The following is a 19,310-nucleotide window of genomic DNA, read 5'->3' on the forward strand; positions in this document are numbered from 1 at the left end:
GCATATTTCTCCGGCTGTATCTGCAACTTATTTTTGTTTTCTTTACAGGAAATTTTCGTTGTCTGTAAAAATATTGCAGCTACAGGTTATCCCATAGCCGCAACATTTAAAATCCATATGATATCCTGCCTATTTTTTCTTTTTGATATTTCCAAGGACCGCCTGCAGGATGATGAAGAAGCACAGCAGTGCAGAGAGCACGATGCGGACCCACCAGCTTGACAGTGTTCCCTGTGTCGTGATCAGGGACTGGATCGTACCCTTGATCAGCACTCCGAACAGTGTTCCGAAGGGCACGCCCACACCTCCGCTGAGCAGTGTACCTCCGATAACGGCCGAGGAAATGGCATCCATCTCAAGACCTTTCGCCTGCTCCACGAAGCCGGCACAGCTGTTCAGGCAGAACAGAAAGCCGCCAAGACCTGCCAGAAAACCGTCCAGGATATAGGCTTTGAACTTCGTCTTCTTTACATTCAGTCCCATCATCAGAGCGCTCTGGGAATTTCCTCCAATGGCGTATACGGAGCGTCCAAACTTGGAATACTTCATCACAAGGATGATGATGATCAGTACGAGGATTGCGATCACGACCGTCGGATAGATATAGGCCGGAATAAATTTTCCCCGTTTACTGTGGGATCCAATAGGAAGGTTGATCTTAAAGTTTGCCCAGGCCAGGAACAGCTCGTTCTTGATGGAGATCATTTCCGTGCTGATCACAGCAGTCATGCCGCGCCCAAAGAACATACCGGCCAGAGTGACGATAAATGGCTGGATCTCCAGATAGGACACAAGAAATCCCTGGATCACGCCGTAGGCAAGTCCAATAGCAAGCGCCGAAACCACTGCCACATAGGCACTCATGCCCATATTTTCCATCTCATACGCGGAAACCATGCAGACAAGAGCTGTCACAGATCCCACGGAAATGTCGATTCCTCCTGTGATCATGACAATGGTCTGTCCGAGGGCGATGACAAGAAGGCCCGCATTGGACACGAAAAGATTAAAAAACATCTGCGGTTTCGCAAAACCTTTATCCGAGAACACCACCATACCGGCCGCATACATGACAACAAAAAGCGCTATCGTGATGATAAGAAGGAAGCCAGTTGCACTGATCTTCTTTTTAGGCATAGCATTGATTTTCTTCTTTCCCATTACTGGTTACCTCCTTCCGCAGCAGGCGCTGCCGCCTGTCTTTTTGCTTTTCTGGTGGCAAGGAGCTTCTGGAATACAGGGCTCTGAAGAACGACAATGATGACAACGACGATAGCTTTGTACACCGGAAGCTGGTCGGAAGACACGTTCATTCCGTAAAGTACGGTTGTCAGCGCCTGGATCGTATAGGCCCCGATCACAGATCCCATCAGGCTGAACTTACCGCCGCCAAGGACATTGCCGCCGAGGGCAACTGCCAGGATGGCGTCCATCTCCAGGTTCAGTCCGATATTGTTTGCATCCGCCGAATAGATACGGCTGGAGGCCACAAAACCGGCAACACCTGCCAGGATGCCGCAAATGACATATGTCAGAAATTTGATCATAGTGGAGTTAAGTCCCACCAGTCTGGATGCCGTTCCATTGATTCCGACGCTCTCGATATAAAGTCCCAGAGCCGTCTTCTTCAGGATCAGATAAGTGATGATGACTACGACCACCGCTATGATCACCGGCGTGGGAATGGGAAATTTCCCGATATAACTTCCAAAGATCTGGTAAGAGTCCACGCGGATGTATGTGATCTGTCCGTTTGTGATAAGCTGCGCAATACCGCGTCCTGCTGTGTACAGGATCAGGGTGGCGACCATGGGCTGAATGTTCAGCTTCGCTACCAGGAAACCGTTAAAGGCGCCGCACAGAGCAGATGCTGCGATAGCCGCAAGGAATGCCAGGATGATGGGGGCGGCAAGTGAATTAACGGAGACCTCCCCTCCGGAGAGGATCTGGCAGCACACAGCCGCGGCCACCGCCATAACGGCTCCCACACTGATGTCCTGTCCACCGGAAGCAGCTGTGACAAGGGTCATGCCCACAGCCAGGATCACCAGCTCAGATGCCCTGTTGATCACGTCCACCGGATACCCGTAGGGCACTCCGTTCTGGAAAGTTATGCTCAAAAAGCCGGGTATGGTGATCGTCGCCACGATGATGATGACCAGCAGGCAAACGATCGGCATGAACAGCCGCATGGATGTCAGTTTTTTCAGTCCGGATTTCTGATTACTCATCTTCTCCACCTCCTGCAATCGCTTTCATAATGCCTTCCTGTGACAGCTCGTCACCGGAGAGCTCTCCCACCTTTTTCCCGTCGCGCAGGATCGCCATACGCGAACATGTGCGGAGCATCTCCTCTACCTCGGAAGAGATAAATGTCACTGCCATGCCCTGATCGGCAAGATCAAGCACCAGTTTCTGGATCTCTGTCTTTGTACCGATATCAATACCTCTCGTAGGCTCATCCAGGATCAGATAGTCCGGATCCGTCAGAAGCCAGCGCCCGATGATCACCTTCTGCTGGTTACCGCCTGAAAGGCTCTTGATAGGAGTCTCGCGGCTTGCCGTCTTGATCTGGAGCATATCGATATATTTGTCAGCTGCCTCCTCCATCTCTTTTCGGCTCATGGGGCGGAACATGCCTCTCTTGGCCTGAAGGGCGATGATGATGTTCTCCCTCACGGACAGGTCCGCGATGATACCGTCCTTCTTTCTGTCCTCCGGCAAATAGGCCATGCCAAGCTTCATGGCATCTATAGGGGCTTTTATCTTAACCTCTTTTCCCTTAACTTTCAGTGTACCGCTGTCCGCCTTGTCAGCGCCGTAGATCGTGCGCACCAGCTCGGAACGCCCGGATCCCAGCAGACCGGAAAGGCCTACAACCTCGCCTTTGTTGACTGTAAAGTCAAACGGCTTGATCGTTCCCTGATGTCCCAGTCCTTTCGCCTCCACTACGGGCACAAACTCCTTGAGTCCCTCATGTGCGCTCTTGATATCCGCAAGATCATCAAAATCCTTGCCCATCATCTTTGCCACGAGCTGAACTCTCGGAAGTTCTTTCACTTTATACTCTCCCACCAGTTCACCGTTCCGCAGCACAGTGATACGGTCGCACACCTCGTACACCTGCTCCAGGAAATGGGTAACAAAAATGATTCCCACCCCCTGGTCCTTCAGCCGGTTCATGAGTGTAAACAGCTTTGCCACCTCATCATCGTCCAGAGAAGATGTTGGCTCGTCGAGGATCAGGACCTTACACTGCATATCCACTGCACGGGCAATGGCGATCATCTGCTGTCTGGCCAGAGATACATCTTCCAGCTTGTCTGTCGCGTTGGCATCGATCTTCAGATCCCGGAGCAGCTCTGCGGACTTCCTGTTCATAGTCTTCCAGTCGATAAAGCCTGCCTTTCTCGGTTCCCTGCCGATGAAAAGGTTCTCTGCCACCGTCAGATTCGGGCAAAGATTGACTTCCTGGTACACAGTGCTGATCCCGTTTTTCTGCGCATCCTGAGGGGACTTATTAACGATTTTCTGTCCGTCCATAGTGATCTCACCTGTCTGGAGCTCATATACGCCCGTCAGGACTTTTATGAGTGTGGATTTGCCCGCTCCATTTTCACCCATAAGGGCATGGATCTCACCTTTGCGCAGTGTGAAATCAACATGCTGCAGTGCTTTTACGCCAGGAAATGTCTTGGATATATCCCTCATACTTAATACAACATTTTCTTCCATATAGCTCTCACCTGCTTTCTCTTATTCCACCTTACTCGATCTGTTTCCATTTTTTCATGAAGAAAGCGTAGCAGCATACCCGGAGTACCCCGTTTATTCCACTACGCCCCTTCTTTTTAGAATACAGCGCTATACCCGCTGCCTTTCTTTTTTAGTATGCACGTCCGTCGATGATTTCCTGTGTGATCACTGTAACTGCATAGTCGCCTTCCTCGTCCAGGCTGTTTGTAGCTGTAACGCTTGCTACTGTGTCGTCGTATGCGAAGATTTCCTCATCAACATAGTTCAGCTTCTCAACTTCCTCTCCTGCCTCAAGAGCTTTGATCAGCTCCTCTGCGCGAGGTCCGTGAAGCGGATTGCACTCAACGTCGCAGACGATCTTGCCTTCCAGAGTATCGGTAAGGCCTGCATTTGTTGTATCGAAGGAGAGTACAAGGATCTCACCGTTTGCGATATCAGTTCCGACTGTCTTGCCTGCTGCCTCGATAGCGTCGATTGCGCCGAATGCCTCGTTGTCATTCTCGCAGTATACTACGTTGATGTTGTCGTACTGTTTCAGCATGGACTCCATAACTTCCTGTCCCTTGGCCTGTGTGAACTCGCCGCACTGCTGAGCTACAAGGTTCCATCCATACTTCTCAACGCCTTCCTCAAGGCCCTGTGTACGTCCGATCTGAGCTGTGGATCCCATTGTTCCCTGGATGTGAGCAATGTTCAGTTCGCTTGCATCCCATCCCTTTGCTGTAGCGTAAGCGTTCAGCCACTCAGCTGCCTTGCGTCCCTCCAGCAGGGAGTCTGTTCCGATCCATGTTGTGTACAGATCGTCATTGGATACATCTACCATACGGTCAACGATAATGACCGGGATATCTGCATCGTATGCTTCCTGGAGAACTGTGTCCCATCCGGACTCTGTAACAGGTGCCAGAAGTATGTAGTCAACTTCCTGCTGGATGAAGTTACGGATGGCTGTGATCTGGTTCTCCTGCTTCTGCTGTGCATCATCGAAGATCAGCTCATAACCGTTCTCCTCTGTAAATGTCTCCTGCATGGACTCTGTGTTGGCAGTACGCCAGTCAGACTCAGCACCTACCTGGGAGAAGCCGACTGTGATCACATCACCGCTGCCGCTGTCCTCGCCACTGTCTGAGGATGACCCTCCGTCACTGCTGCTTCCGCATCCTGCAACCATAGCCGCTGTCATGGCAACGCACAGAAGAATGCTCACTACACGCTTTTTCATACTTTTGTTCCTCCTTTTTTCTCGCGGGGTTTTGTCCGTCCCCTTAATTTGTATGTATATCATATCAGTAAAAAAGAAAGAAGAATACAGAATATCCTCCTTACTTTGTATTTTTTCTTATGAAATTATGAACTTTGTATGAACAATTGTATGTTTTTTTACGATTTTTGTTCAGATTTTTTTGCCGGTATGATCACCACCGCCTCTGTGCCCTTATTTTCTTCACTCTCAAAGAAAATACCGTACTCTTCCCCGTAGTACCGGTGGATCCTCTGATTCACATTTCCCAGACCGAAACTTTGTTTTCCGCCATCCTCGCAGCCGGCGATATATCTGCGCAGCTGCGCCAGCTCCCGTTCCGTCATTCCCTTTCCATTGTCTATGACCTTCAAAAGGATCTTGTTTCCTTCCATCTTCCCTCTGATCAGGATCGTTCCGCCGCCCCTCTTCTTCTTGATGCCGTGATAGAGGGCATTCTCCACAAGAGGCTGCAGCGTCAGCTTAGGCACAATATAATCCAGTATCTCCTCATCCATCTCTATCCGGTAATCCATGATATCCTGGTACCGGAACTGCTGGATCTGCAGATAGCTCTCCACGTGCCTCTTCTCCTCTTCCAGTGTGATATAGTCCTTCCCCTTGCTCAGCGTAGTCCGGAAAAACTCAGAAAGGTAGCTGGTCATCTTGACCACCTCCTCGTCTCTTCCGGCCTCTGCCAGCCACACGATGGTGTCCAGCGTGTTATAAAGGAAATGGGGATTGATCTGGGCCTGAAGCAGCTTGGACTCCATGATCCTTATGTTTTCCTGCTCCTCCTTGATCCGCTCCACCAGGCGCCCGATCTCCACGGTCATATCGTTGAAATTGTCCGCCAGCATCGCTATCTCGTCCCTGCTTTCCACATCGCTTCTGACCGTAAAATCACCCTTAGCCACAAGTTTTGATGCCTCGCACAGCTTTCTTACCGGCTGCACGACCCCCCTCTGTGTAACGTTGGAGATAACCGTGGTGAGGACAGCTACCACTGCCACGATCAGGATACTGCTCCGAAGCGTCTGATTGGTATTTCTCATCATCTCTTCTTTTATAGCAGTAAAGCTGGCATTCTCGTCATTGATATAATTCTGGATGTTCTCCTGGATCAGATCGGTCAGGTTCCTGACGTCGTCCAGCAGCTCCTCATTTTCATCATAATGGCCGCCCGCTCTCATATTATCCTCAATTTCCTCTATGATCTTTTCCAGAGAATTCAGCGTGTTGTCTATCCTCCTGGGAAGATACTGATTACTGTTCACCGTGGCAATATCCGACATCTCTGCGCACGCTGCCCGCATCTCCTCTATATAATCATAGGGATAGACAAGTTCCACTCCCCCCACAGAATAGATGCCCTCTCTCAGCTCACTGATGGGTTTATCCCAGATGATCGCATAATAGATACTGTAATCCATCCGCTCCTTGAACTCTGTCACATATCTGCTGGCATAATTCACGCTGGTCGCCACCTGGTCAAATGCCCGTACGGTAGCATACTGAGTGTACAGAAGAAATCCGATGAGCGCAGTCAGCGGCAGAAAACAGGACAGAGCGATCAGAAAGATCCTGGAACGCAGAGAGAAGCCTCCTACCTTTTTTTTCTTACCTTCGGCCATCCTACAGTTCTCCTTTTCTTGCCCGGTATTCTTTTGGCGAGCATCCCTGTGTCTTTTTGAAAATAAAACTGAAATAGTGGGAGTCCTTGTAACCCACGTCAAAACCTATCTCCGACGTCTTTTTATTGGAACACATGAGCAGCTCTTTCGCCTTATCCATCCGTATATCTGTCAGATACTCCACAAATGTTCTTCCTGTCTCCTGACTGAATATGGAACTGAAGTAACTGGAACTCATGCCCACACTTGACGCCACGCTGCCTAGGGAGATCTCATCTGACATGTAATGGCTGCGCATGTAGCTCTCCGCGGCTTCGATAATATCTTTGTACCTGTTTCCCGATGTCTCGTCCCTGAGCTTCAGTATGCCGCTGATCAGCTTGTCGATGTAAGAGAGCATCTCTTCGACAGAATGTATATGGCCGGAAGCCTCCCTGACGTCTCCGCACTCGCTCTCAAGGTCTTCCTCTTTGATCCCGATCTCCTGTCCGAAGGAGGCAACGCTGATATAAATATCCATCATGACATACTGTCTCATCATCATGGACCGGACATTCTCCCCCAGGATCTCCTCAAAGTATGTCCGCACAAAACTCTCCGCCTCCTCCAGGGTCCCATTGCGGAGGAACTTGCCGATCAGCTTTCTGTTCTCCTGCATGGAGCCCAGCCCTTTCACTTCCGGTTCGTCGCTGTTCCTCCCGTGAAGCTCCTCCCATGTAATGATCTGATTCGTCTCAGACACAAATCTCCCGGCAAAGGCTCTCTCCGCCTCACGGAAGGAAGCCCTCAGTTCTCTGAGTCTGGACACGCCGGTGCCAATCCCTCCGAAGTACTCTACTTCAGGGAAGCTCTCCAGAGCATTATCCAGCTCCGTCTTGCACTTTTCCACCAATTCTCCCAATGCCTGCTCATCCTCGGCCATAAGAAGAAAGGCCAGCCCCTTTACATCTCTCTGAAAACAGTATACTCCTTTCAGCTTCTCCATGCAGGATCTGACTTCCATGTAGGCGGACACGAGCTGTTCCTGCAATTCCGGGACACCGTAATTGACCAGCTTGAAAAGTATAAAATCATACATACCGGCGCTCAGGTCCATTCCCAGCTTCCTTCCCTCATCCAGTATATTGGTCATGGACATGTTCTCCGTCAGTATCTTTGTAAGGAATTTCTGTTTCTCATATACGATATTTCCCTGGAGATCTTCTTCGTATTTATTCAGGAGTTCTCTTTCTTCTCTCTCCTTTTCTATCTTTACCGCCACTTCTCCCACTGCCTTCAGGAGCTCCCCCGAGGAAATCGGCTTCAGCAGATAGTTGGTGATGCCGATCTCAATCCCCTTCTTAGCAAACTCAAAATCGTTGTATCCGCTGAGGACAATGATCTTGATATCCGGGAGTTCTTTTTTTACCGCTGCGCTGAGTTCCAGCCCATCCATAAAGGGCATCTTGATGTCTGTCAGCAGGATATCCGGCTTTTCCTTAAGGATAAGAGGGTAGGCAAGCTCCCCGTCCCCGGCCTCTCCCACAAATTCATAGCCTTCTTTTTTCCAGTCTATACTGTTCTTGATACCATCACGGATGATCACTTCATCTTCAACCAGAAATATTTTTATCATATCGTGTTCTTTCCTCCCAGCCGTATCACATTCCAGGATGCTCTGTGCAGCACACTGGTCATGATGCCCCCGTCCAGAGAAGACCGCTGTACTTTCCGGGGACATACCCTCTCGCTCCCCGGCCCGTTGCACAGTTTCATATCACTGTTCTCAAGTACAATGTGCTCTGTCAGGTGATAGCCCTCCAGCCCCCGCACGTCTGCGACCAGCTCCACATCTTCCTCTATGTTGCGGTTTACCGCAAAAATGGTCACCTCATCCTTTTCCTCATTGTAGACGGCAACGCTCTCCACATCCGTCACATTTTCATGCTGTGCCGTGTCGTGCACTCCGGTGCTGATGACAGGCTGCAGCACAATGCCGCGGCCATATCGGGAAGCGTGCATAAAGGGGTAAAAGATGGTCTGCTTCCACGCCGGTCCTCCGCCCTTCTCTGTCATGATCGGAGCGATCACATTGACAAGCTGCGCCAGGCAGGCCATCTTTACCCTGTCCGCATGTTTCAGCAGAGTGATCAGCATCAGCCCCACAAGAAGGGCGTCCTCAAATGTGTAGATATCCTCCAGCAGGGAGGGCGCTGTCTGCCATGGCCTGTTCTCTGTGATGTCCATCTGCTCTTCCTTTGAGTGGAACCATACATTCCATTCGTCAAAACTCAGGTTGATATTTTTCCTTCCCCTCTTCTTTGCCTTCACATAATCGCATGTAGCAATGACTGTACGGATAAACTCGTCCATATCATCAGATTTTGCCAGAAAGTCTGCCGTGTCGCCGGCTTCATTTCCATAATACTGGTGGAGAGACACGTAGTCCACATAATCGTATGTTCGCTCCAGAGTAACGGCCTCCCACTCAGGAAATGTGTCCATCTCCCGGGAAGAGCTTCCGCAGGAGACGAGCTCAATACCGGGATCGATCAGCTTCATAGCCTTGGCTGTCTCCTCCGCCAGGCGGGCGTACTCGCCCATAGTCTTATGACCCACCTGCCAGTCCCCGTCCATCTCATTGCCAAGGCACCACACCTTGATATTGTGGGGTTCCTTCACTCCGTGGGCAATGCGCAGATCACTGTACTTTGTCCCGCCCGGATGGTTGCAGTACTCCAGAAGATTGCAGGCGTCGGCAATTCCCCTGGTTCCCAGGTTGACTGCCATCATGACATCAGAATTCACCTTCTTCGCCCATTTCGCGAACTCGTTAATGCCCACTTCATTGGGCTCCAGGCTGCGCCATGCCAGTTCCAGACGGCTGGGCCTTTGTTCCACAGGCCCCACACTGTCCTCCCAGACAAAACTGGAGACAAAATTTCCTCCCGGATAGCGGATAATGGGGACATCCAGTTCCCGCACCAGGTCAATGACATCCCTGCGGAAACCGTCGTCATCAGACAGCGGACTGCCTGGCTGATACAGACCGTCGTAGACCGCTCTGCCCAAATGTTCCACAAAGGAGCCGTAGATCCGCTTGTCCACTTCTCCGATCCTAAAATCCTTGTCGATCACCATTTTTGTCTGTTTTGCCATATCGCAGAAACCTCCTTTATCTGTCATTACACTGTTTTCCTGTCTACTCCTGGTCATTGGTCAGCTTCAGCCGGTCCAGGATGTAGAACACAAGGCTCAGGGCCATGCCGATGATGCAGGCCAGCACCATGCCGGTGAGCTGAATATTGCCGATATTTACCGCAATGCCGGAAAAGCCTGTGACAAAGACCACGCTGGTCAGGGTCAGGTTCCTGGAGCGTCCATAATCCACTCTGGAGTCCACCAGGATGCGGATGCCGGATGCCCCGATCATGCCGTACAGAAGGAAGGAAATTCCCCCTATAACAGGCCCCGGTATGGTCTGGATCAGCATGGACAGCTTGCCCACAAAAGAGCAGATGATAGACAGCACGGCAGCTCCCGCGATGACCCGCACGCTGTACACTTTGGTCACTGCCATGACGCCGATGTTCTCCCCGTAGGTGGTGGTGGGCACAGAGCCGATCAGGCCGGAGATCATAGTGGACAGATTATCTCCCAAAAGGGAGCGGTGAAGTCCCGGATCCCTGAGCAGATCCCTGCCCACGATCTTGCTGGTAACCACCTGGTGCCCGATGTGCTCCGACGTGATGACAAGGAGTACCGGCAGGATGGTGACGATGGCCTCCACGCTGAACCTGGGCAGCATGAAATGGGGCAGGGCAAAGACAGACGCCTCTGCCACCGGGGCGAAATCCACGATGCCGCACAGGATGGCCGCCACGTACCCGGCGATCACCGCGATCAGAATGGGGATCACAGACAGAAACCCTCTGAACAGGATATTCCCAAAGACAGCTACGCCCAGGGTAACCGCAAAGACAATGATATTTTTCGGATCGATCTGCTCGTCCAGAAGGCCTGCGTTGCTGGCGGCGGAGCTTGACAGCTCCAGTCCGATGAGAGCCACCACAGGCCCCATGGCCGCCGGGGGCAGCACGATGTCGATCCAGTCGCACCCGAACCTGTAGATGATAAAAGCCAGGATGCATCCGCAAAATCCAACCACCACAAAGCCGCCCAGAGCATACTCATATCCCATCTGGTCGATGATAATGCCGCCGGGAGCCAGAAAGGCAAAGCTGGAGCCCAGATAGGCCGGCGCCTTCCCCTTTGTGATGGCAATAAATAAAAGGGTACCCACTCCGTTCATGAACAGCACAATGGCCGGGCTGATGCCAAACATGAAGGGCACCAGCACAGAGGCGCCGAACATGGCGAACATGTGCTGGATGCTTAAGGGTACCAGTAGCTTAAAGGGAACTTTGTCCTCCACCTGTATGATTTTTCTTCCTTCCATTCCTTTTCCTCCTCATTCCTTTTTTGATACACTGTGGTTATTATACCATATCCTCGGAACGAAGAGGAAAGCTTCTATCTGATTTCGGATTATTTCAGACTATTCCTGCATTTTGTCCAGGGCGTAGAGGGCCGCTCCGGCGGCACCCACGATCTCCGGCTCCGGGCAGATATAAAGCCTGGACTGGATCTTTTCCTCCACCGCCCGAACCACGCCCGGGTTCTTGGCCACGCCGCCAGTCATCATGAAGGTCTCCTCCATGCCCACCCGCTTCAGGAGGGAGTAGGCCTTGCCGGCGATGGCGCGGCAGACGCCGTTCGCGATGTCCGCCTTCTCCTTGTTGTTGGCGATGAGGGAGATGACCTCTGACTCGGCAAACACAGAGCACATGCTGGTGATCTCGATGTCCTCCGTGGACCGGAGGGCCTCAGGTCCCAGCTCGTCCACATCGATCTCCAGTGTGCGGGCGATCATCTCCAGGAAACGCCCGGTGCCGGCAGCGCACTTGTCGTTCATGACAAAGTCCGTCACCTCCCCGGCCTCGTTCAAATGGATGGCCTTGCTGTCCTGGCCGCCGATGTCCAGGATAGTGCGCACGCTGGGGTTGAAATAGTGGGCGCCCCGGCCGTGACAGCTGATCTCGGTCACATTCTCATCAGCGAAATCAATGCTGACCCGGCCGTATCCCGTGGACACGATCCAGGAGATGTCCTCCCTTTTAAGCCCTGCCTTCTCCAGGATCTCGCCCAAAATCCTCTGGGCGCTCTCGCCTGACTTGGCGCCTGTGCGCACCACCGATGACGCCACAATGTTTCTCTCCCCGTCCATGATCACCGCGTTGGTGGACGTGGAACCGCTGTCTATTCCCATTACATACATGTCTTTCTTCTCTCCTTTGGGGGCCGGACGCCTCTTTTCCTTTCCGGAATCCAGCGACTCCAGAAAAGCCTCGATCCTTGTCAGCACCTGGCCGTAGCTCTGTTTTGTGTAGTCTGTCTCAAGCTGGAGCATGGGCGCGTCCAGCACCTTTTTCAGCCAGGCGTACTCGTAGGAGTAGTTGTCGCAGAACTGGACAGTATGGTAGATAATGCCGTCCACGCTCCGGGCATATTTCTCGATCAGCTCATCCCTTCCCGCTGCCGCCTCCATGCGCATGCAGGGGAACTGGCTTAAAAGCCCTCTTGTGTAGCCGGTCATCACCTGGTCCGGCTCCAGGAGGTATTTTCTCCGAAGGCCTGTGCAGGTGATATCAAAGGCCACATTCGCCCCCTTCTCCTCCAGGATACGGGCGATATTTTCATTGGCCCTGGCCCCCACGATACCGATATTGAGCGCATGCTCTTTCAGAGAGATGGCCTGCTCTTTCTGTCTGGTCTTTAAAAGCTCCGCCAGCTTCTCCTCCTCAAAATGTTTCCCCGAAAATGCCTCGTACGCCCGGATCATCTTCCATATCCGCTTCTCATAGAGCGTGACCCCGGCGTCCTTTGTGATCCTGGGGGTGTCCAGGATGTAGATAAATTTGTCCGGCAGCTCCTCTGTCAGCACATCGTAGAGCCTGCGGATGCTGTCGCAGCAGGTGGTCAGGATGACGCCCTCGTAGTCCCCCGCCAGCACATCCTCCAGCACGCCCTTGGCGAAGCTGCATATATTGGGGTGCATCTTCATGTCCGCCTGGGTGAAATTCGTCACCTCCGGCTCAATCCGCTTCATCTCCACGCCCATAGACCGGAACACCTCTATAGGCGCGTATTTACAGATATATCCTAGCATGCCTCTCTTCCTCCTGTCCCGATCATCTCCAGAAACGCCTCCAGCCTTGTCTTGATCTGGCCGTCGTGACTGTTCCGCTTGTCTATGCCGTCCCCGTCAAGGATCAGCATGGGGATCCCCTTCTCCTGCATCTTCTCCTTCAGAAGGATGCTCCCGCCTGACGCCTGCTTGCAGCCCCAGTGACAGAAGTGGATGACCGCGTCCGGTTGGAGCTCGTCCGCCAGCTGCCCGATCATCTCCGCCTTGTGGGCGTAGGAGCCGTTGTACAGGTTCCTGATGATCTTGCCCGCGAGGGCCTCAAAGGGGTGTTCCGTATCCAGCTCATCCATGTAGTCCAGGATGATGTCGCTGGCAATGATCTGATACTCCTGACTGCTGTTGAAATACTCCTTCAGGCTCTCCTGGTAAAAGGGCAGGAGGTGGATCCACAGGATCTTTTTCCCCTGGAACACCGGCCCTTTTTGTATCTCCTCGTTCATGAATCGCAGCAACTCCAGGAACTCCTTCGTGCCGATGAGCAGATGCATGCCCATCATCATGTAGAGATGGCTGATCAGCTCTCCCGGATAATAATAAATCTTCTGATAGCCAAAGAAACGCTTTAGTTCTTTCCTCGTCTCGTTCTCCGTGCGCAGGATGTCTTTCAGTTCCTCCTCGTCAAACCTGCGGCCAGTCCGGGACTCCAGCTCCCGGGCAAATTCCCGCAGCTGGTCCGCCAGGTATTGTACAGACTCCTCATCAGCGGCGTAGGGTACGTCCAAAAAGGTAAAGGGCACCTTTGCCTTCTTCTCCAGATAGCGGAAGGTATTCAGGTTGCCGTCGCAGGAGAGGGAGGTGGTCACCGCGTACTCGGGCCTTTGCACCACGCCGCTCTCCACGCCCCCCACAAAGGTCTTGTGGTAGGAGCACAGCGTGGGGGCGATGCCCATGTTCTGGGCGTAGTCGATAAAATAGTCCTCCAGATGATATCCGCTCATATAGCAGGAGAGACACTCGATGGACAGGGTGTTCAGGCCGAAGCACTGCATCAGCTCGCAGGGGGCGAAGATATTGCCCCACACGTAGCTTCCCTCTCTGCACAGCGAGTCCGATACCAGGCTCATCATCATGGTCTCCAGCCGGTGGTAGCCCTCGGATATATTTTTGTTGGGGAGGAGCTTCATCCTCCACTTGTTGGCCTTAAAGCCGAGGAGGATCTTGTCCCAGCTCTTCTCCGGGCGCCGGATGGCCTCCCCCCTTACGTGATCAATGTATTTATCTACGATCTGCATGTCTTTCTCACCTCGTCTGTTTCGCCGCTGTCCGCCGCAGGCCTGGCAGGCAGATACGGCACAGCAGCTAAATATAAAGTATAGCATATCTGCGCACAAAAAGAAAAGGGGCAGGACTACTCCTGCCCGGATTTTCCGTCTTCTTTTCCGTACAACCTCCTGCCATACTTTTTCTTCAGCTTCTGCAGCCGCATCAGTTTCTCCGCAGCCTTGGGCTGCATGCTGTCCGAAAGGGCCAGCACAAGGGCGTCTATGACCGCCACCGCGGAGGACATGGTGTGGAACTCCTCCTTCTCCCCCCGGTATACATACAGGTTCACATCCGCTCTCTGCTCCTGGGGAGCATAAAGCCTGCTGGTAAAAGCCAGCGTGCGGCAACCCGTCTCCCGCGCGTAATCCAGGATCATCCGCCCTTCCTCCGACACTTTGGAGAAGCTGAAAAGGATGATCAGATCCCCCTCTCCCGCATGGGCGATCCCCTCCAGGACCTCGGAACCGCCGGAGGGAATGAGGGATGCCTGGAAGCCAAGGCGCCTCAGCCGGAAAAAGAGGAGCCTGGCCGCCGCCAGGGAGGCGTTCTTGGCATGGATATAGATATTCCGGGCGCTGCCAATGCGCTGCACCGCCTCCTGGAACTGCCCCATGTCCAGCTGCTCCCTCGTCCTCGCGAGGCACTCCCGCTGGAAGTCAAACCAGTTCTCCACGTCAAAGCCCTGGTCCTTCATCAGGGTGCCTGCCAGCTTTCCGGCTGCGCCCTTGCCGGCTTTTTTCTGGATCAGGTCATTTTTCATCTCCTTGAAATCCCGGTATCCCAGATGTCTGGCGCACCTGGACACCGTGGCCTCGGACATGCCCAGCCGGCCCGCCAGCTGCCCGATGCTCATAAAGAGGAACTCATCTGTGTAGTCCTCCACAAAATCCATGATCCTCCGGTCTGATTTCGTATATTTTCCTTCCGCTTCCTGCGCTGAAGATCCCATATTACATCCCTTCCCTGTCACTGCTGTACAGCTTTTTATCCGTCTCATCCCCGACAAGCCCCAGGAGCTCCTCCCGGATGCCGGGCGTGCCTGCTGCCACCTGCCGCTCATCAGCCTGTATCCAGCCGCCTGCCTCCCGGAGGATCAGGCCCGCCGCCCCGTAGTCCCAGAGCTTCAGCCTCTCCTCAAAGAACCCGTCCAGCCTGCCGCAGGCCACGTAGCACAGCTCCAGCGCCGCGGAGCCCACCCGCCGGATATCCTGGCACCGGTCATACACAGCACGCATTTTCCGAAAGCTCTCGTCCGTCCTCTCCCTGTGCCCCGGGGAGGTGCCTACAGCGATCAGGCACTGGGAGAGCTCCGCCGCTTTGCTCACAGAGACAGGCTTCTTATTGAGAAAGGCACCCCGCCCCTCCTGTGCCTCAAAGCATTCCCTTCTGTAGGGGTCATAGACAATGCCGGAGGTGATCCTTCCCCGCTCCGAGCAGGCCAGGGAGACGACACTGTGCTGGAAATCGTGGATGAAATTAGTGGTGCCGTCCACCGGGTCCAGGATCCACACCCGGCCGTTCATGTCCACGCCGCTGTTATCCTTCTCCTCCCCCAGGAACTGGGCGCCCGGGTCTATCCTGGAGAGCTCCCGGAAAATGAACTGCTGCACCCGCACATCCACCTCCGTCACATAGTCGGTGTGCCCTTTTTCTTTTATATGCTCCGCACCCCTGCGGCCGGTCAGCTCTCTTCCCGCTGCCAGCACGATCTCCAGGGCCTCTCTGTGGAATTCCATCTGTCTTCCCTCCGTTTTCTGCCTCATACAGCCTGCCGGTCTTACACCGCGCAGGGCTCATCCACCAGCACAGACACATAGTTGCCGCCGATGGCGTGTATCTCCTTCAGGGCCTTCTTCAGCAGCCCTGCCGTCCTCACCTGGAAGGCCGCGTAGTCCGAGACGCTGATCTCGTACCTGCCCGCCTTCATCTCCTCATAGAGATCATACACCGTCCGGACTTCTTTTTCAAATCCTGTTCGGATACAGCCGTACTGCACCGCCTGGTGAGTGTCGCTTCCGCCCACCATGGGAATGCCCAGCTCCCCCGCCAGGGCTCCTGTCTTCCTCCTGGTGCCCTCCTCGTCCTGGGCAATGTCCTTCCCGTTAAGGTCCAGGAAGTCAAAGCGACGAAGCTGCTCAGCAGGGAGCTCCGGTATATGCCCTCCCTCCCGGAAGGGGTGCCCTGCCCCCACGATCACCGGGTACTCGTCAAAGAGATCCCGCAGCTTTGCAAAGGGAAGGAAGCGCCCCTTCTCCTTGTAGGGCTCCAGCCGCCGGTTCAGCTCCAGGATATCCTCCGGCTTTCCAATGGACAGGACATGTCCGCCCTCCGCAATGTCCGTCTCCATGCCCGCGAAGATGCGGAGCCCGTCCCCGGTCACCAGGGTGTCCCCCTGCCGGTCACAGACAGACATCAGGTAGCCGTAGAGCTCGTCAAACTGCAGCGTGTTAAAATGTTCGGTGAGGCAGAGGGCGTCAAGCCCTGCCCTGCGGGCCTCCCCAAAGAGCCAGTCTGTGTAAACAGTGGAAAACGGCAGCTTTTTTGCCAGTTTCCCGTGGGTGTGAAAATCTATATACATCTTTCTTCCTTCTTTCTTCCGCTTTCATTCATGCAGGTCCATACAGGCCTATACGAGGGTACCCGCAAAGATGACGACAGCCATCCAGAGAAATGACACTGCCAGGAACAGCAGGTCATCGTAGGTGACCTTCAGGGTGGCCAGCTTCATTTTCTTCACCTCTTTATTCACCGCCGCATACCGGTAGCCCTTGATCTCCAGCGCCTCCACCGTAGTCCGGGAGCGCTTTGCCGTGTTCAGCATAAGGGGGTAAAAGGAGTGGATGATCACTTGTATCTGGTAGATCAGATACCGCACCTTTCCCGCAAGGGTGTCATGCTCCGGCGCGTTTCCCCGCAGGCGGTAGGACAGGAGCACATTCTGGAATTCCTCCATCAGCATGGGCAGCATCCGGTATGCGTAGGAGATGGAAAAGGACAATTTCTCCGGGCACCCGAACCACATCAGGCCGTTGGAGAGCCGGTCCGGATCCAGCCCTGAGAACACGGTGATGGACGCCAGGGACACGCTGGCCACCTTCAGCGTCAGCACCAGAAGGGGCACCACGGTCTGTGCGTTTCCCCCAAAGATGAGGGACACTACAAAGAGATAGCCAGTCTGGGAAAATACTCCCAGACAGAACAGGACCAGCACCAGGGGCGCCACCTTTGCCATGACTGTGGTAACTGCCACAAGGACGAAGCAGCCCAGCAGAAAGGGCAGGTCGTCCACAAACCAGGGCGTCAGGGCAAAGAACACATACCACACAAGGAGGATCCTGGGGTCTCTCTTTGCGATAAATGTATCGTCATTGCCGTAGGCATTTTTCAGCACCTGGTTCCTGAGGAAATCCATGGACAGCTTGTCCAGTATGTTTTCCGACAGTTTCTTCTTTATACTTTGCATTTTACTTCACCCTTTCAAATCCATGCACAAACTCATCAATGGTGTAGCAGAAGGCCCTCTCGTCCAGCGCCTTCCCCATCTGGAAGATTTCCGGCGGTCGGATGCCCACCTGTTCCCCCACGTCCCGGTTCCCGAAGACCTCGTCCCTGGCGCCGTCCGCAAGGACTCTGCCGCCGCTAAGGACGATGATCCGCTCCGCCCACTCGCAGACAAGCTGCATATCGTGGGTGGCGATCATGACCGTGTCCGTGATCTCCTTCATGTCTCTGAGCGTCCTCATGATCTCTTTTCTCGTCGCAATGTCCAGATTGGCCGTGGGCTCGTCCAGGAGCAGGATCTCCGGCTGCAGCGCCACGCCGATGGCAAGGCTGGCCCGGCGCATCTGGCCCCCTGAGAGGAGACGCCCGTCCCTGTCCTTCAGCTCTGTCAGGCGGAACCGTCGAAGGAGTTCTTCGGTCCGCTCCTGCCAGCCCTCCTCATTTCTCACCTTCATGGCGTAGGCTATGTCCGCCTCTATGGAGTCCTTGATAAACATGTCCTCCGGGTTCTGGTAGACTAAGGAGACATACCGGGAGAGCTTCTCCGGCCTGGTGTCTCCCACGCTCTGTCCCTTCAGCATGACCTTTCCATCCGAGGGCTTTAAGAGCCCCACCATCAGCTTCATCAGAGTGGATTTGCCCGCGCCGTTGGAACCGATGAGGGCGATCTTCTCGCCCTTGTACAGTTTCAGGTCAAGGCCGCTGAAGATCTGCTTCGGCTCCCCCTTCACCGAGCGGTAGGAGACAGACACATTTTCACAGGAAACAGTCTCCTCCTTCTCTCCGGCGGGGGAAGGCTCCCCACAGTTCTCTTTTCTGCCGGTATAAATGAAATCGGCAAATGTCTTCCTGCCCTCTTCCACAGTGGAAGGCAGCTTTCCTCCCTCTGCCAGCCGGCCCTCTGTTCTCAGCCTGTAGGCAGCCCGGGTCACCTGGGGCGGAAAAATATCGCTCTCCTCCAGCTCCTCCACTCTCTGGAGGGCCTCCCCGACGGGCAGTTTCCACTTAATTTTCCCATCCTTCATGAGCACTGCGTGCCTGCAGTAGTTCCCGATATATTCTGTGTGATGCTCGATCACAATAATGGTCTTGCCGTGCTGCTCATTCAGCTCTTTTAATATCTCATAGATGGTATCCGCATGGTGCGGGTCCAGCTGGGCGATGGGCTCATCCAGGATCAGCACCTCAGGGCTTAAGGACAGGGCACCCGCCAGAGCCAGGAGATGGGTCTGACCGCCGGAGAGCTGCCAGATATAGTCCTGTTCCCTGCCGGAGAGTCCGCACTTTTCCAGGGCCTCTATGCCTCTCTCCCTGTAGTCCTTCATCGCGTAGTTCATGCAGGCATAGGAGGCGTCATCCAGCACGGTGGGACGGACGATCTGATTTTCAAAATCCTGGTACACATAGCCCACCTTCCGGGCCAGGGTCCCGATATCCGACTCTCTCGTCTCCACGCCGGCCGCACGCACGCTCCCTTCAAAATCGCCTGTGATAAAATGGGGAATCAGGCCGTTCATGACCTTGCAGAGTGTGGACTTTCCGCAGCCGTTATTTCCGATGATGGCCACAAAATCGCCCTTCTCTATCTCCAGATCCACACCTTTCAAAACAGGGACCTTGGCCCCCGGATAAGAAAATTTCAGATCTTTGATCTCAATGACATTCATGT

General features: G+C 53.8%; 15 protein-coding genes. All 15 read right to left on the minus strand.

What is annotated here, in order from left to right; translation table 11 throughout:
• Positions 1–129: 129 nt before the first annotated feature.
• The 15 genes from FGQ86_RS02885 to FGQ86_RS02955 all read right to left on the minus strand — a co-directional run bounded on the left by FGQ86_RS02885 (position 130) and on the right by FGQ86_RS02955 (position 19,308).
• On the minus strand, positions 130–1,161 hold the full coding sequence (locus FGQ86_RS02885; protein ID WP_242842836.1) for a sugar ABC transporter permease YjfF: 1,032 nt from the start codon (positions 1,159–1,161) through the stop codon (positions 130–132).
• A complete protein-coding gene (locus FGQ86_RS02890; protein ID WP_033125993.1) occupies positions 1,161–2,231 on the minus strand; it encodes an ABC transporter permease in 1,071 nt (356 codons plus the stop codon). Before FGQ86_RS02890 ends, FGQ86_RS02885 begins: the two co-directional genes overlap by 1 nt.
• Entirely contained in the window at positions 2,224–3,735 is a 1,512-nt protein-coding gene (locus FGQ86_RS02895) for a sugar ABC transporter ATP-binding protein (protein ID WP_033125992.1), read from the minus strand. Before FGQ86_RS02895 ends, FGQ86_RS02890 begins: the two co-directional genes overlap by 8 nt.
• A 151-nt stretch (positions 3,736–3,886) precedes the next feature.
• Positions 3,887–4,978 (minus strand): ABC transporter substrate-binding protein, encoded by a 1,092-nt coding sequence (locus FGQ86_RS02900; RefSeq protein ID WP_033125991.1) that lies wholly within the window; start codon positions 4,976–4,978, stop codon positions 3,887–3,889.
• A 158-nt stretch (positions 4,979–5,136) separates the two neighbouring features.
• Positions 5,137–6,630, minus strand: a complete 1,494-nt coding sequence (locus FGQ86_RS02905; protein ID WP_033125990.1) for a histidine kinase — start codon at positions 6,628–6,630, stop codon at positions 5,137–5,139.
• Between the two features lies 1 nt (position 6,631).
• Complete coding sequence (locus tag FGQ86_RS02910; RefSeq protein ID WP_138302930.1) at positions 6,632–8,245, minus strand: response regulator; 1,614 nt, start codon at positions 8,243–8,245, stop codon at positions 6,632–6,634.
• A complete protein-coding gene (locus tag FGQ86_RS02915; RefSeq protein ID WP_138302931.1) occupies positions 8,242–9,768 on the minus strand; it encodes an alpha-N-arabinofuranosidase in 1,527 nt (508 codons plus the stop codon). Before FGQ86_RS02915 ends, FGQ86_RS02910 begins: the two co-directional genes overlap by 4 nt.
• A gap of 43 nt (positions 9,769–9,811) precedes the next feature.
• Positions 9,812–11,068, minus strand: a complete 1,257-nt coding sequence (uraA, locus tag FGQ86_RS02920; protein WP_138302932.1) for a uracil permease — start codon at positions 11,066–11,068, stop codon at positions 9,812–9,814.
• 99 nt (positions 11,069–11,167) lie between these two features.
• Complete coding sequence (locus FGQ86_RS02925; protein WP_138302933.1) at positions 11,168–12,838, minus strand: acyl-CoA dehydratase activase; 1,671 nt, start codon at positions 12,836–12,838, stop codon at positions 11,168–11,170.
• A complete protein-coding gene (locus tag FGQ86_RS02930) occupies positions 12,832–14,109 on the minus strand; it encodes a 2-hydroxyacyl-CoA dehydratase family protein (protein WP_138302934.1) in 1,278 nt (425 codons plus the stop codon). Before FGQ86_RS02930 ends, FGQ86_RS02925 begins: the two co-directional genes overlap by 7 nt.
• Before the next feature lie 116 nt (positions 14,110–14,225).
• Positions 14,226–15,089 (minus strand): MurR/RpiR family transcriptional regulator, encoded by an 864-nt coding sequence (locus FGQ86_RS02935; protein WP_171031498.1) that lies wholly within the window; start codon positions 15,087–15,089, stop codon positions 14,226–14,228.
• A gap of 1 nt (position 15,090) precedes the next feature.
• Complete coding sequence (locus tag FGQ86_RS02940; RefSeq protein WP_138302936.1) at positions 15,091–15,876, minus strand: inositol monophosphatase family protein; 786 nt, start codon at positions 15,874–15,876, stop codon at positions 15,091–15,093.
• Positions 15,877–15,917: 41 nt separating this feature from the next.
• Positions 15,918–16,718, minus strand: a complete 801-nt coding sequence (locus FGQ86_RS02945; RefSeq protein WP_138302937.1) for a PHP-associated domain-containing protein — start codon at positions 16,716–16,718, stop codon at positions 15,918–15,920.
• 48 nt (positions 16,719–16,766) lie between these two features.
• Positions 16,767–17,603 carry an energy-coupling factor transporter transmembrane component T gene (locus FGQ86_RS02950; protein WP_138302938.1) on the minus strand — a complete coding sequence of 279 codons (837 nt, stop codon included), beginning with the start codon at positions 17,601–17,603 and terminating at the stop codon, positions 16,767–16,769.
• A gap of 1 nt (position 17,604) precedes the next feature.
• Positions 17,605–19,308 carry an energy-coupling factor transporter ATPase gene (locus FGQ86_RS02955; RefSeq protein ID WP_138302939.1) on the minus strand — a complete coding sequence of 568 codons (1,704 nt, stop codon included), beginning with the start codon at positions 19,306–19,308 and terminating at the stop codon, positions 17,605–17,607.
• Positions 19,309–19,310: the final 2 nt, after the last annotated feature.

This window comes from Clostridium sp. BSD2780061688st1 H5 (assembly GCF_005845155.1).
GTDB lineage: Bacteria > Bacillota > Clostridia > Lachnospirales > Lachnospiraceae > Claveliimonas > Claveliimonas intestinigallinarum.